The sequence below is a fragment of the Streptomyces hygroscopicus genome (assembly GCF_026168105.1).
GTDB lineage: Bacteria > Actinomycetota > Actinomycetes > Streptomycetales > Streptomycetaceae > Streptomyces > Streptomyces hygroscopicus_D.
Window position 1 is genome coordinate 55,714 of sequence record NZ_LBMW01000025.1, and the last position, 12,765, is coordinate 68,478.

The 12,765-nt window shown below is 71.6% G+C and carries 13 protein-coding genes; 7 read left to right on the forward strand and 6 right to left on the reverse strand.

What is annotated here, in order from left to right; all coding sequences use genetic code 11:
- Window position 1 precedes the first annotated feature (1 nt).
- Together AAW14_RS23245 and AAW14_RS23250 are read left to right on the forward strand one after the other, a co-directional pair.
- The gene (locus AAW14_RS23245) at window positions 2-757 is read left to right on the forward strand and encodes an SDR family oxidoreductase (RefSeq protein WP_265565868.1); all 756 of its coding nucleotides are present in this window, start codon (window positions 2-4) and stop codon (window positions 755-757) included.
- A 313-nt stretch (window positions 758-1,070) separates the two neighbouring features.
- Window positions 1,071-1,235, forward strand: coding sequence for a hypothetical protein (locus tag AAW14_RS23250; protein ID WP_265565869.1), 165 nt, complete (start codon window positions 1,071-1,073; stop codon window positions 1,233-1,235).
- Here AAW14_RS23250 and AAW14_RS23255 read toward each other — a convergent pair.
- From AAW14_RS23255 to AAW14_RS23265, 3 genes are all read right to left on the reverse strand, one after another.
- Window positions 1,232-2,023 carry an enoyl-CoA hydratase/isomerase family protein gene (locus tag AAW14_RS23255; protein ID WP_265565870.1) on the reverse strand — a complete coding sequence of 264 codons (792 nt, stop codon included), beginning with the start codon at window positions 2,021-2,023 and terminating at the stop codon, window positions 1,232-1,234. The two genes, AAW14_RS23250 and AAW14_RS23255, sit on opposite strands and share 4 nt — an antisense overlap.
- A 132-nt stretch (window positions 2,024-2,155) precedes the next feature.
- Window positions 2,156-2,377: a helix-turn-helix domain-containing protein gene (locus AAW14_RS23260; protein WP_009337982.1), complete on the reverse strand. Its 222-nt coding sequence runs from the start codon at window positions 2,375-2,377 to the stop codon at window positions 2,156-2,158.
- A 368-nt stretch (window positions 2,378-2,745) separates the two neighbouring features.
- Window positions 2,746-4,344 (reverse strand): ABC-F family ATP-binding cassette domain-containing protein, encoded by a 1,599-nt coding sequence (locus tag AAW14_RS23265; RefSeq protein WP_265565871.1) that lies wholly within the window; start codon window positions 4,342-4,344, stop codon window positions 2,746-2,748.
- A gap of 526 nt (window positions 4,345-4,870) precedes the next feature.
- Here AAW14_RS23265 and AAW14_RS23270 point away from each other — a divergent pair.
- Complete coding sequence (locus AAW14_RS23270; protein WP_265565872.1) at window positions 4,871-5,284, forward strand: VOC family protein; 414 nt, start codon at window positions 4,871-4,873, stop codon at window positions 5,282-5,284.
- 7 nt (window positions 5,285-5,291) lie between these two features.
- Here the strand turns inward: AAW14_RS23270 and AAW14_RS23275 are convergent, their stop codons facing one another.
- The 3 genes from AAW14_RS23275 to AAW14_RS23285 all read right to left on the reverse strand — a co-directional run bounded on the left by AAW14_RS23275 (window position 5,292) and on the right by AAW14_RS23285 (window position 8,969).
- The gene (locus tag AAW14_RS23275) at window positions 5,292-6,701 is read right to left on the reverse strand and encodes a hypothetical protein (protein ID WP_265565873.1); all 1,410 of its coding nucleotides are present in this window, start codon (window positions 6,699-6,701) and stop codon (window positions 5,292-5,294) included.
- 318 nt (window positions 6,702-7,019) lie between these two features.
- Window positions 7,020-8,147 (reverse strand): alpha/beta hydrolase, encoded by a 1,128-nt coding sequence (locus AAW14_RS23280; RefSeq protein WP_265565874.1) that lies wholly within the window; start codon window positions 8,145-8,147, stop codon window positions 7,020-7,022.
- 102 nt (window positions 8,148-8,249) lie between these two features.
- Window positions 8,250-8,969, reverse strand: a complete 720-nt coding sequence (locus tag AAW14_RS23285) for a class II aldolase/adducin family protein (RefSeq protein ID WP_265565875.1) — start codon at window positions 8,967-8,969, stop codon at window positions 8,250-8,252.
- 196 nt (window positions 8,970-9,165) lie between these two features.
- Between AAW14_RS23285 and AAW14_RS23290 the strand changes: the two genes are divergently transcribed.
- From AAW14_RS23290 to AAW14_RS23305, 4 genes are all read left to right on the forward strand, one after another.
- Entirely contained in the window at window positions 9,166-9,915 is a 750-nt protein-coding gene (locus AAW14_RS23290; protein ID WP_265565876.1) for a lysozyme, read from the forward strand.
- A gap of 202 nt (window positions 9,916-10,117) precedes the next feature.
- Window positions 10,118-11,389 (forward strand): inorganic phosphate transporter, encoded by a 1,272-nt coding sequence (locus AAW14_RS23295; protein WP_265565877.1) that lies wholly within the window; start codon window positions 10,118-10,120, stop codon window positions 11,387-11,389.
- Between the two features lie 12 nt (window positions 11,390-11,401).
- Complete coding sequence (locus AAW14_RS23300; protein ID WP_265565878.1) at window positions 11,402-11,617, forward strand: hypothetical protein; 216 nt, start codon at window positions 11,402-11,404, stop codon at window positions 11,615-11,617.
- Between the two features lie 254 nt (window positions 11,618-11,871).
- Complete coding sequence (locus AAW14_RS23305; protein WP_265565879.1) at window positions 11,872-12,729, forward strand: helix-turn-helix domain-containing protein; 858 nt, start codon at window positions 11,872-11,874, stop codon at window positions 12,727-12,729.
- Window positions 12,730-12,765: the final 36 nt, after the last annotated feature.

Consider the following 12,765-nt stretch of genomic DNA (forward strand, 5'->3'; position numbering starts at 1 on the left):
CATGGATCTTGGACTGAAGGACCGTGTGTACGTCGCCACCGGCGCCACGCGCGGGTTGGGCAACGCGGCCGCGCGGGAACTCGTCGCCGATGGGGCGAAGGTGGTCCTCACGGGCCGCGACGGGCAGCGAGCCGCTCAGGCCGCGGCCGAGCTGGGCGCGGACGCGGTGGGTCTAGCCGTCGACAACGCCGACCCCGAGGCGCCGACGCGGCTGATCGCGGCGGCGCGCGAGCACTTCGGCGGCTTCGACGGCATCCTCATCAGCGTCGGCGGCCCGCCGACCGGCTATCTCGCGGACAACACGGACGACCAGTGGAGGGCCGCGTTCGATTCGGTGTTCCTTGGCGCGGTGCGGCTGGCCCGCGCGGCCGCCGCGGAGCTGACCGAGGGCGGCGTCATCGGGTTCGTGCTCTCCGGTTCCGTGTACGAGCCGATCCCGGGCCTGACCATCTCCAACGGTCTGCGCCCCGGCCTCGCGGGATTCGCCAAGTCCCTCGCGGACGAGCTGGGCCCGCGCGGCATCCGGGTCGTCGGTCTGCTCCCGGCCCGCATCGACACGGACCGCGTGCGCGAGCTGGATGCGCTGTCCGCCGACCCGGAGGCGACGCGCTCGGCCAACGAGTTCCGTATCCCGCTGCGCCGGTACGGCACCCCCGAGGAGTTCGGCCGCACGGCAGCGTTCATGCTGTCACCCGCGGCGTCGTACCTGACGGGCGTCATGCTGCCGGTGGACGGCGGAGCACGGCACGGGTTCTAGACGCGCAGGGCACGGCTCGCCCGTGCTCGGCACCGGGTCGATCCGGCCGCACGGCACGCGGTCTGTCGTAAGGCATACGGCCGACGGGTGCCGTACGGCCTCGGCGGTACCCCGGCCCGGCGGGTCACCCGCTCCGCCCGGTGTCCGGTCCCGCGCGCCCGTACCTCCGCGGGCAGGGCCGCGAGACCGGCAAAGTCGCGGGGGCGGGGGTCCAGGCGACCAAGCGGTACAGCGCGTCCCGCGGTCGTCGTGGCGGACCTCTGCGCCCGGGTGCCGAACCGCTCCCGGCGACGGCGGCCGGGGCGTCCCGGGCGTGGTCCGTCGCGCAGGTGTGCTCGGCTCCCTGGGCCGCCCCGTACAGATCGAGGCCCAGAAGGACAACGGCGTGCATGTGGCCCGGGCGGTGCGGGCGGGCGGCGACGGAGGCCTGCCGGACCACCCGTCGGCCGCCGTCCTGGTGACGTCCGTGGTTTCCTAGTCGCCGACCCCCGCCAGGTCGCGCAGCCGACGGGCCTGTGCGGCCCGCTCCGCGGCGCGCTGCTCCTCGTACGACCGCTCCTGCGCCCCGCGCAGCAGGGCCTTGGTCTCGATCACGGCGTCACGGGGCGCCGCGAGCAGCGCGGACGCCAGGTCCCGTACGGTGTCGTCCAGTTGCCCGCCCGGCACGGCGATGTTCGCGAGCCCGGTGGCCAGGGCCTCCTCGGCCAGCACGAAACGGCCCGTCGCGCAGATCTCCAGCGCGCGGGCGTAGCCGACCAGGGCCACCAGCGGATGCGTGCCGGTCAGGTCCGGTACGAGGCCCAGGCTGGTCTCACGCATGGCGAACTGCACGTCGTCCGCAACCACCCGCAGGTCACAGGCGAGGGCGAGCTGGAATCCCGCGCCGATCGCATGCCCCTGCACCGCGGCGATGGACACCACGTCATTGCGCCGCCACCAGGTGAACGCCTCCTGGTACTCGGCGATGGTCGCGTCCAGCTCCGCGTCGCTGCTGCGCGCGAGGTCGATGAAGTTCGGCTCGCCGTCGATCCCCTCGGGCGTGAACATCTGCCGGTCGAGCCCCGCCGAGAACGACTTGCCCTCACCGCGCAGCACGACCACGCGGACGGAACCGGGCAGCGCGCGGCCGGCCTCCGCGAGCGCCCGCCACAGAGCAGGGCTCTGGACGTTGCGCTTGGCGGCATTGGTCAGCGTCACCGTGGCGATCGCCTCGTCGACGGTGAGCCGTACGCCGTCCTTGTCGAGTACCGGGTCGAGCGAAGCCATGGGGCGCCTCCGATGGGTGCGGTCCGAAGGGGATGCCGTACGACGACATCCACAAGTGACTGCACAGTAACCACCCGGCCGGTCGCCCGACCGACCGGGTGGCCACCACCGAAGCCGAGGGGCCGCCCGGCGTCAGGCCGACGTGGCCTTCTTGCCCCGCGTCGCCCCGCCACGCCCTCGCAGCGTGACGCCCGACTCGCTGAGCATCCGGTGAACGAAGCCATACGAGCGGCCGGTCTCCTCGGCCAGCGCCCGGATGCTCGCACCGGAGTCGTACTTCTTCTTCAGGTCTGCCGCGAGCTTGTCGCGCGCGGCGCCGGTCACCCGGCTGCCCTTCTTCAGAGTCTCGGCCACCCGTGCCTCCTCATGGGAAGTGCGCTCTGGTCTCCTCATGATCACCCCTCGGGGGCGCGATGGCCACCCATTCGGCAAGGTCCGTGCGACAAGGTTGTGACGACGGGAGCGCATCCCCACAAGCGGAATCCAGCAATCCACCCGGTGGCGTCCGTACGCCCGAACGGGTTGATCCGGGAAGCAGCAGGTCAGCGACGCGCTACGGCCGAGCCCTTGGGGCGAAAGGGCTCGGCCGCGAAATCGGTGTAAGACACACTTCGGTACGAGGAGATCTCACACAGATGATGGATCACGGATCGGCCGAATGATCCATACGCTGTGGATCAACCATTCGATCAAGCGGAAGTGACCGCTCGGGCACCCGGCGATCAGGCGAGGGTGACGAGGTCGGCGTAGTCCGCGCCCCACAGATCCTCGACGCCGTCGGGCAGCAGGATGATCCGCTCCGGCTGGAGCGCCTCGACCGCGCCCTCGTCGTGGGTGACGAGGACGACCGCACCCTTGTAGGTGCGCAGGGCGCCCAGGATCTCCTCGCGGCTGGCCGGGTCGAGGTTGTTGGTCGGCTCGTCGAGGAGCAGCACGTTCGCGGACGAGACCACCAGGGTGGCGAGGGCGAGCCGGGTCTTCTCACCGCCCGAGAGCACGCCGGCCGGTTTGTCCACGTCGTCGCCGGAGAACAGGAACGAGCCGAGCACCTTGCGGACCTCGACGAGGTCCATGTCGGGCGCGGCGGAGCGCATGTTCTCCAGGACCGTGCGGTCCCGGTCGAGGGTCTCGTGCTCCTGGGCGTAGTAGCCGAGCTTGAGGCCGTGGCCGGGGACGACGGCACCCGTGTCCGGCTGTTCGACGCCCGCGAGCAGCCGCAGCAGGGTGGTCTTGCCCGCGCCGTTGAGGCCGAGGATGACGACCCGGGAACCCTTGTCGATGGCCAGGTCGACGTCGGTGAAGATCTCCAGCGAGCCGTACGACTTCGACAGGCCCTCGGCCATCAGCGGGGTCTTGCCGCAGGGTGACGGCTCCGGGAAACGGAGCTTGGCCACCTTGTCGGACTGGCGGACCTCCTCGAGGCCGGCCAGCAGCTTCTCGGCACGGCGGGCCATGTTCTGCGCGGCGACCGTCTTGGTGGCCTTGGCGCGCATCTTGTCCGCCTGGGCGTTGAGCGCGGCCGCCTTCTTCTCGGCGTTCTGCCGCTCGCGCTTGCGACGCTTCTCGTCGGCCTCGCGCTGCTGCTGGTAGAGCTTCCAGCCCATGTTGTAGATGTCGATCGTGGAGCGGTTGGCGTCCAGGTAGAAGACCTTGTTGACGACCGTGTCGACCAGGTCGACGTCGTGCGAGATGACGATGAAGCCGCCGCGGTAGGTCTTGAGGTAGTCGCGCAGCCAGATGATCGAGTCGGCGTCGAGGTGGTTCGTCGGCTCGTCGAGCAGCAGAGTGTCCGCGTCGGAGAACAGGATGCGCGCCAGCTCGATGCGGCGGCGCTGACCGCCGGAGAGCGTGTGCAGCGGCTGGCCGAGCACGCGGTCGGGCAGGTTGAGGGCGGCGGCGATGGTGGCGGCCTCCGCCTCGGCGGCGTACCCGCCCTTGGTGAGGAACTCCGTCTCCTGGCGCTCGTACTGCTTGAGGGCCTTCTCGCGGGTGGCGCCCGTGCCCGTGGCGATGCGCTGCTCGTTCTCGCGCATCTTGCGGATCAGGACGTCGAGGCCGCGCGCGGAGAGGACGCGGTCGCGGGCCAGCACGTCCAGGTCGCCCGTGCGCGGGTCCTGCGGGAGGTAGCCGACCTCGCCGGAGCGGGCGACGGTGCCCGCTGCGGGGATGCCCTCGCCGGCCAGGACCTTGGTGAGGGTGGTCTTGCCTGCGCCGTTACGGCCGACCAGGCCGATGCGGTCGCCCTTGGCGACGCGGAACGTGGCGTTCTCGATGAGGATGCGAGCACCGGCGCGCAGCTCGATACCGGAGGCGGAGATCACGGACAGACTCCAGGGCTGGGGTCCCCCTGCTCGGGCGAATCCGACAGCTTGGGGGAGGGGCGGGATGGACGGCTGAGGACGTGCCCGCCGTCTAATGCGCGAGGAGAATGGCCATGGGTGTCAGTCTAACGGGGCGGCGCAAGCGCTTTTTCTGTGCGCGGGGGTCCGGGACTGTGATGTGCCCGATGTCCGCTGCCGTGACGTGCCCGGTGTCCGTAGCGGTGAATCTCGTTCCGCGGGCGGCGTGGATCCTGGGCGCGGGCCGCGGTCCGGCGGGGCGGATCTTAGGAGTGGGCGCGGCCCACGGTGATGTGACGCGGCCGGTGGGTCCCCCGTTCGGGCCATGAACCGGCCGCGCGCCGCCGGGGCCGTACGAGGATGAGGCCGCGGGACGGCGCGGGGGCCGGTGGTGCGGCGGGGGCCCGGATCGGCCCGTCACTCCCGGCGCGAGGAGCGTTGTCAGTGGCCGGTGCAAGACTGTGCGGCAGACCAGGATTCCGGTGGGACACGGTAGGGAGTGATCGGGATGGCGGGAATGGACGGCAGGCGTCCGAGTATCTACCCGACGCTGTTGTACGTGGATGCCAAGGCGGCGATCAAGCAGCTCACGGAGGCGTTCGGCTTCACCGAGCTGTCGGTGTACGAGGGCGAGGACGGCTCGGTGCTGCACGCCGAGCTGGTGCAGGGCAACGGCGCGGTGATGCTCGGCACCAAGGGCCGGGGCGGCACCTTCGACGAGGCGATGAAGAAGGCGGGCCCGAGCGGCGTGTACGTCGTCGTGGACGACGTCGACGCACACCATCAGCGAGCCGTGGAGCACGGCGCGGAGATCCTGATGCCCCCGACGGACCAGGAGTACGGCTCGCGGGACTACATGGCCCGGGACGCCGAGGGCAACATCTGGAGCTTCGGCACATACGCGCCCGAGATCGCGGTCTGACGCGAGGTCAGCTGCCTCCGGTGTGCACCTGGAACGCGGCGCGGCGCACGGCCCTGGCCAGCGCCGGGTCCGGGTGGGCGGCGGCGAGGGCGACCAGGACCTGCACGGTGCGGGGATGCCCGACCGCGCGCACCTCGTCGAGGAGCGCGGGCACGGTGGGCTGCAGAGCGGACTCCAAGTGGCGCACGAGGAGCGGGGCTTCACCGTGGTCGGCGACGGCCGCGGCGGTGTCGACCCACAGCCAGGTGGCCTCGTCCCGGGTGAGCACCTCGTGGGCGTCCTCCGGGTCGGCACCGTCGTGCTCGGCGAGCCAGAGCAGGGCGTATGGGCGCAGCGGGGTCTCGTTCGCGGCGCCCCGCACCTCGGGCTCGGCGGGGGCTCCGACGACCCGCAGCGCCTCGAAGGCCAGACCGCGCAGGAGGGCGTCCTCGCCGCGGGCCGCGTCCAGGAGTTCGGTGACGGCGCTGCCGACCGTGCGGGCGGCGAGCCAGGCGCGGTACTCGGCGCGGGCCGCGTTCGGGCGGAGCTGGGCGCAGCCGCGGAGCATGTCCTCGGCGTTCTGCTCGATGTTGCCGGCGGGGCTCTGCGCGGCGACGCAGATCTGCTCCAGTTTGACCCAGACCGCCCAACTGCCGAGCGGAGTGAGGGTCGCCTGCCCGTCGGCGCAGGTGAGGGCGCCGACATGGGCGAGCGCGTCGAGCGCCCAGTCGAGCAGGGGGGCGAGCGGGGTGTCCTCGGCGGGGTACTGGAGCTGCGCCGGGACGGGCTCGGGCCGGGGACCGTAGGGGATCTCGCACCGCGCCGTACGCAGTTCGGTGACCCGCTGCTCCAGCAGGTCGAGGAGCTGCTCGACGGGCACGGGACCCGCGGACAGCTGCAGGAAGGAGAGCACCTGCGGCATGGCCGATACGACCTCGGCGACGGCGGCGTGCTCACGGTCCGCGGGCTCGGGGCAGGCGAGCGACCAGGCGTCGAAGAGGGCGACCCAGCCGCGCAGAACGGCGGAGTCGTCGCGGTTCCAGGCGCGCAGCCGCCAGCCGGGGCGGGCACTGTCGCCGTGCACCTCGACGAGGCCGGCCAGACGGGCGGTGTCCCAGTCGGTGCGGACCTGAGCCACGGTCAGGCCGAGGTCGGTGGCTGCCCGTTCCGCCGTGGCGTCGGACAGGGTGCCCTTGCCGTCGGACGTCGCGCCGTCGCGGCCCGGCCCGAGCGCGGCGTCGGCCCAGCGGGCGACACGGGCCGCGTCGGCGAGGCGGGTGCGGGCCATTCCGGCCAATTCCGCGGGCGGGGGCGTGCCCTCGGGCGGCCGGGGTGCGGAGCGGCGGGAGCGGCGCTGGGCCACTGCTCGGGGGGCGGCGGCCAGGGGCCGCGGGCGGACGAGTCGGAGCCTGGAGTCGCGCGGGTTACGGGACGTCACGGGTGCAGTCTCCCGGTTGACGGTCCGAAAACCCAAACGGAATGTCACGAGGAGCCACAGGGCTGGCCAACGCGCACGGCTCGGCCAGTGCATGAAGGGGGGATAGGCCTTGCCGGGGCGACTAACCGGAAGGGACTGCGCGAGGGGAGGGGACCTGGTCTCGGGAGAACGGAACCGCCGGGAGAACTCCCGCGGAACCGCCGGGAGAACTCCCGCCGAACGGGCGGACGAGCCGTCCGCGGAACCACCAGGCCGACGGCCGGAGTTACCGGCCCGACCGTCAGCGGCCACCGGATCACCCGCCCGCGGCCGCCGCCGTCACATCAGCGGGGTCAGGAAGCGTCGCATCGCCTCTTCGTAGGTCCCCGGGTCCGCGTTCCACATCGCGCCGTGCGGAGCGTCCCGCACCGTCTGCAGTGTGACCAGGTCACCGCGGCGCGCCGCCAGGCGGCGTGAGAGCTCCCAGGGGGCGACCGTGTCGTCGGGGCCGTGGAAGATCAGGGTCGGCACCTGGAGCCGATGCGGGTCGACGGCCCCGTGGGTGCGGTCGCCGTACAGGCCGGTGCGGCCCTGGGCCGCGCGGACGGCCAGGGGCAGCAGCGCGCCGGGGGTGCGCCGGGCCGCGGCGAGGGCACGCAGCGTGGCCTCCCAGCTGAGCACGGGCGAGTCCAGGATGAGGCCGGAGATCCGCTCGCGCACCGCGGAACGCGCGGCGGCACGCAACGCCATGGCGGCGCCGATGGACCAGCCGTGCAGGACGACGCGCTCGGCGCCGTACCGCACCGCGTAGCGGACCGCGGCGTCGACGTCGCGCCACTCGCTCTCGCCGAGGTGGTTCAGGCCGTCCGGTGGACGCGGTGCTCCGAGATCACCGCGGTAGGCGAGGCCCAGGACCGGGAATCGGTGGCGGTTGAGGAACTCCATGACATTCATGGGGTGTTCCCGGGTGGTGCCGAGCCCGTGGACGGCGATCACCCACGTGTCGCGCACCCCTGGCACGAACCAGGCGGGCAGGGCCCCGAGCTCGCCGGGCACATCGACGTCGGCGTACTCGAGGCCGAGGGCCGAGCCCGGGTCGCCGATGTACAGGTTGGGGGTGAGCCAGACGCGGTCACCGGGTTCGAGCGTGCCGTGGGTCACGCGTTCCAGACGGCGCACCACGGTGTCGGCGGAGTGGGGCGCGGTGTCCAGGACCGGCCCGACGACCGCGTGCGAGCCGTCGCCGGACAGGCCGTAGGTGCCGGGCCGCTGGGAAGCCAGGGCGCGGGTGAGCGTGATCCGCCCGGCCGCCAGGGAGTGCACGGTGAGGCGTGGTTCCGTGGGCAACGGGCGGCCCGGCGGCGCCTTGAGCGCGGCGTCGCTGGCGAAGCGGCCCGCGAGGACGCCGGCCGCGCCCGCGGCGATGGCTACGGTGGCGGCTGCGGCCGCCGCTTTGACAGTGCGCACCCATCCAGTCTCCCGGTGGAGCCCGCCCCCGGCCAGCGGGAGGACGGCGCGAGCTGAGCCATGAGGCGCACGCCATCGCGGCCGCAGGCGCCCCGGCTGCCCCTACCGCTGCCCGTATTCCCGCAACCGCTCCCCCGCCTGAGCCACCTGCTCGCCGGTGAGCAGGTGCGGCGACAGGCCCGGCACCGACGACGCCGTCAGCCACACCCGGCACATCCACTCCAGCTGGGCCGTGCGGTCGTATGCCTGGCTCAGTGACGCGCCATGGGCGATCGTGCCGTGATTCTGCAGGAGACACGCGGTGCGGTCCGTCAGCGCGCGGAGCATGTTCTCGGCCAACTCCGGTGTGCCGTAGGCCGCATAGGGGGCGACCCGGACCGCACCACCGAGCGCACCCGCCATGTAGTGGATCAGCGGCAGCTCCTGTACCAGTGTGGAGACGGCCGTGGCGTGCACGGCGTGCGTATGGACGACGGCGCCTGCCCCGGTCGTGCGGTAGACCGCCAGGTGCATCGGCAGTTCGCTCGTCGGCAGGAGCGAGCCCAGCACCTGCCGGCCGCCGAGGTCGACCCCGACCGCGTCGGCCGGCGTCAACCGCTCGTACGGCACTCCCGTGGGTGTGACCAGCACGGTGTCGCCGACGCGCACGGAGACGTTGCCGGACGTGCCGACCACCAGCCCGTCGGACACGGTCCGGCGGGCTGTCGCGACGAGTTCCTCCCACGCCCGCGCCACCTCGCCGTCCGTGTCCCGCACACCTCCCGCCCTTCCATCACGTGCGTCGTCCCGTGTGTCCCGTGCGTCGCGTCGCTGCTCAGCCATGCCGCGATCCTGTCAGGCGGGAGCCCGGCCTGCCGGTGACCGGGCGCACCGCAGGGCCAAGGCCGGGCGTCCGCAAGGGTGCATATACGGAAACATCGTCTTACAGCCGGTAGTGGCCGGTGATCGACCGGCTTCCGCCGATCTTCCAGTAGCCTCTGGACGATTTGTCGCGCACGTCGCCATTCCGGGGGGAACCATGGCCCGTGATCACACATCGTCCCGTCGCCCTGCCCGCGTCATCGCGGCCGCGGTGTCCGTGACAGCACTCACCCTGTGCGGCACCGCGCTCGCCGGGAGCCCGGCGAGCGCGGCGGCCGAACCGAGGGGACACGACGTCTCCTCGCACCAGAAGGACGTCGACTGGGCCCGGGCGAAGGCGAACGGCGCGGCGTTCGTGTACGTCAAGGCGACCGAGTCCACCGCCTACCGCAACCCCTACTTCGGCCCGCAGTACAACGGCGCCCGCAGTGCGGGCATCATCCGCGGTGCGTACCACTTCGCGGTACCCGACCAGTCGTCCGGCGCCGCCCAGGCGGCGTACTTCGTGCGCAACGGCGGCGCCTGGCGCGCGGACGGCTGGACCCTGCCGCCAGCGCTCGACATCGAGTACAACCCCTACGGCAAGGACGCCTGCTACGGGCTGAGCAAGACCGCCATGGTCGGCTGGATCAAGTCGTTCAGTGACGAGATCAAGCGGGAGACGGGCCGCCGCCCGGTGATCTACACGGCCTCCCGCTGGTGGAACGTCTGCACCGGTGGCAGCCGCGCCTTCGCCTCCGGTCACGCCCTGTGGCTCGCGGGCCATGACCCCGCGGAGGGCGGGACGCTGCCCGGGGGCTGGTCGTCCTGGACCTTCTGGCAGTACGACAACGGCGGAAGCCTGCCGGGTGACCAAAATCTCTTCAACGGCTCCATGACCACGCTGAAGAGGTTCGCGATGAACTAGCCGAAACCCACCCGAAGGCTCTGCAGGCCTCCGGAGACCGAAATTCCGGCTTCGTTCGAAAGGTGCGACCGCTGCCCCTCCGTCGCAAGCGGAGGGGCAGCGCCCTGATTGATACACCCCCAGGTCTGCCTCAGTTCATCTTCCGTTCACCCAGGTTGCCTACGGTCCACAAGCCACTGACCTCCCACAGAAGCCTGGGTAAATGGAACACATCACGCTCCTCCTCGGAATCGTGATCGTCACCGCTCTCGTGTTCGATTTCACGAACGGTTTCCACGACACAGCCAACGCGATGGCCACGACCATCTCGACCGGCGCCCTGAGGCCCAAGATGGCGGTGGCGATGTCCGCCGCACTGAACCTCCTCGGTGCCTTCCTCTCGGTGGAGGTCGCCAAGACGATCTCCGGCGGCATCATCAACGAAAAGGGCATACGCGTCGAAGTCATCTTCGCGGCCCTGGTGGGCGCCATCCTGTGGAATCTGCTGACCTGGCTCCTCGGTCTGCCCTCCAGTTCCTCCCACGCTCTCTTCGGCGGTCTGATCGGCGCCGCTGTCTCCTCGGCGGGCTGGTCCGCGGTGAACGGCTCGACGATCGTCACCAAGGTCCTGATCCCCGCCGTCGCCGCACCGATCGTGGCGGGCCTCGCCTCGATGCTGGCCACCCGCCTGTCGTACGCGATCGGCAGCCGCGCCGAGAACAAGGCGACCGCGAAGGGCTATCGCGCCGGTTCGATCGCCTCGGCCGGCCTCGTCTCCCTGGCGCACGGCACGAACGACGCGCAGAAGACGATGGGCATCATCACGCTGGCGCTCGTCACCGGCGGTGTCATCGCACCCGGCTCCAACCCTCCCACCTGGGTGATCGTCTCGGCCGGTCTGGCCATCGCGCTCGGCACCTACCTAGGCGGCTGGCGCATCATCCGCACCCTCGGCAAGGGCCTGACGGACCTGGCGCCGCAGCAGGGCTTCGCCGCCCAGACCAGCGCGGCGACCGCGATCCTCGCCTCCTCGCACATCGGCTTCTCGCTCTCCACCACCCAGGTCTGCTCCGGTGCCGTCCTCGGCGCCGGCCTCGGCCGCAAGGGCGGCGTGGTCCGCTGGTCCACCGCGACCCGGATGCTGGCCGCCTGGATCATGACGCTCCCGGCCGCCGGTCTGGTCGGCGCGGGCGCCGAACTCCTCACCAAGCAGGGCACCTGGGGCACGGCCGCCACCGGCGTGCTGCTGATCGCCGGCGCCGGCGTCATCTGGTCCCTGTCCCGCCGCAAGCCGATCACGGTCGACAACGTCAACGACGTCGAGACGGAGCCCGTGGGCGTCGTCACCGCGGCGATCGCCGCGGTGACCCCGCCGCCCGCCGGCCAGCTCGTCACGGCCGACACCGCGACGGATGCCGCCGCCGACCTCAAAGCCACGATCCCGGCCCCGGATGCCGGTCCCTCCGCGGAGCCGACCCGGCCCGCGACGGTATAAGGAAGCACACCAATGAAGATCGACTGGGCAGCTCTCGGCTCCGTCTTCGGCGTCAGCCTCGCGGTCACCGTGGCCCTGGTGGGCCTGTTCACCCTGGGCGTCGTGAGCCTGACGAAGAAGGAATCGTCCCGGGGCGGCGGCGCCGCTCTGGCGGCCACCGGCGCATACGCCTGCTTCGCGGCGTGCACGGCGGCGGTGGCGTACGGGATCTATCTGATCGTGGCCTGACACCGCGCGCTCATCCGCCCGTTCAGGTGCTCGCTTCGAGCCCCCGCAGTGACCTCTCACTGCGGGGGCTCGGTCTTTTGGCACGTAAATTCCGTTTCGCTACGGTCATCACCGCATTGCGACCACGCCGATTGGACAGGTGGCGGATCGCCAGGAGTCTGGCCGCCCTTGTCCAACTCGCCTAGTGTGTGGGACGAGTTCCGCTCGGCGTCGGCCGCCAGGACCAGTCGAGACGACGTGCAGCAGGGAGCGACATGGCCAGGGACATCGATCCGAGCCTGAACCGACGCAGGCTCCGCATCGAGCTGCGCAAGGCGCGCGAGGACGCGGGGCTCACCCAGCGGGACGCCGCCGACTCGGTCGAATGGTCCCTGTCGAAGCTGATCCGGCTGGAGGCCGGCACGGTCAGCCTCAGCGTCACGGATCTGCGCGCGCTGCTGCAGCTGTACGGCGTCACCGAGCCCGGCCTGGTGGCCGAACTCGAGGAGGCCGCCCGGGGCTCCAAGGGACAGTCGTGGTGGGCGCCGTACAACGACATGGTGCATCCGCAGTTCGCTCAGTACCTGGGCTACGAGAGCGCCACGACCTCGCTGCGCACCTACAACCCCGTCCTGATCCCCGCGCTGTTCCAGACGGAGGACTACGCGATGGCCCAACTGGCGCCCCGCTCGGCTCCCGAGGAGGCACGGCGTTCCGCGGAACTGCGCACCACCCGCCAGGAGCGGATGTTCGACGGCGGGCAGGGGCCCGAGGTGCGGATCGTGCTGGACGAGGCCGCGATCCGCCGGGTCGTCGGCGGCCCGGGGGTGATGCGCCACCAGCTGGAGCACCTCAAGACGATGTCCCGGCACCCCAGGGTCACCATGCGCCTGCTGCCGTTCACGGCGGGGGCGCACTACAGCGTGGCCGGTTCGTTCATCCTGCTCGGCTTCAGGGACGGCGACGACCTGCTCTTCCTGGAGGGCCCCACCAGCATGTCGTCGAGCCGTGACGACCTCGAGCTGACGGCACGCTATCTGGAGTGCTTCGAGGAGATCAGCAACAAGGCGTACCGGGGTGACCGCATGATCGAGCTGATCGACGCGGTCATGGAGAGTCTGGACAACACCTGACCCGGGGGCACGGACCGGGCGGACAACGGGGAGGGC

Excerpts from the sequence above, each read along its gene's own strand:
- AAW14_RS23270 (WP_265565872.1), top strand. The coding sequence starts at position 4,871 with ATGGCGGGAATGGACGGCAGGCGTCCGAGTATCTACCCGACGCTGTTG.
- AAW14_RS23245 (WP_265565868.1), top strand. The coding sequence starts at position 2 with ATGGATCTTGGACTGAAGGACCGTGTGTACGTCGCCACCGGCGCCACG.
- AAW14_RS23285 (WP_265565875.1), bottom strand. The coding sequence starts at position 8,969 with ATGGCTGAGCAGCGACGCGACGCACGGGACACACGGGACGACGCACGT.
- AAW14_RS23290 (WP_265565876.1), top strand. The coding sequence starts at position 9,166 with ATGGCCCGTGATCACACATCGTCCCGTCGCCCTGCCCGCGTCATCGCG.
- AAW14_RS23305 (WP_265565879.1), top strand. The coding sequence starts at position 11,872 with ATGGCCAGGGACATCGATCCGAGCCTGAACCGACGCAGGCTCCGCATC.
- AAW14_RS23295 (WP_265565877.1), top strand. The coding sequence starts at position 10,118 with ATGGAACACATCACGCTCCTCCTCGGAATCGTGATCGTCACCGCTCTC.
- AAW14_RS23300 (WP_265565878.1), top strand. The coding sequence starts at position 11,402 with ATGAAGATCGACTGGGCAGCTCTCGGCTCCGTCTTCGGCGTCAGCCTC.
- AAW14_RS23255 (WP_265565870.1), bottom strand. The coding sequence starts at position 2,023 with ATGGCTTCGCTCGACCCGGTACTCGACAAGGACGGCGTACGGCTCACC.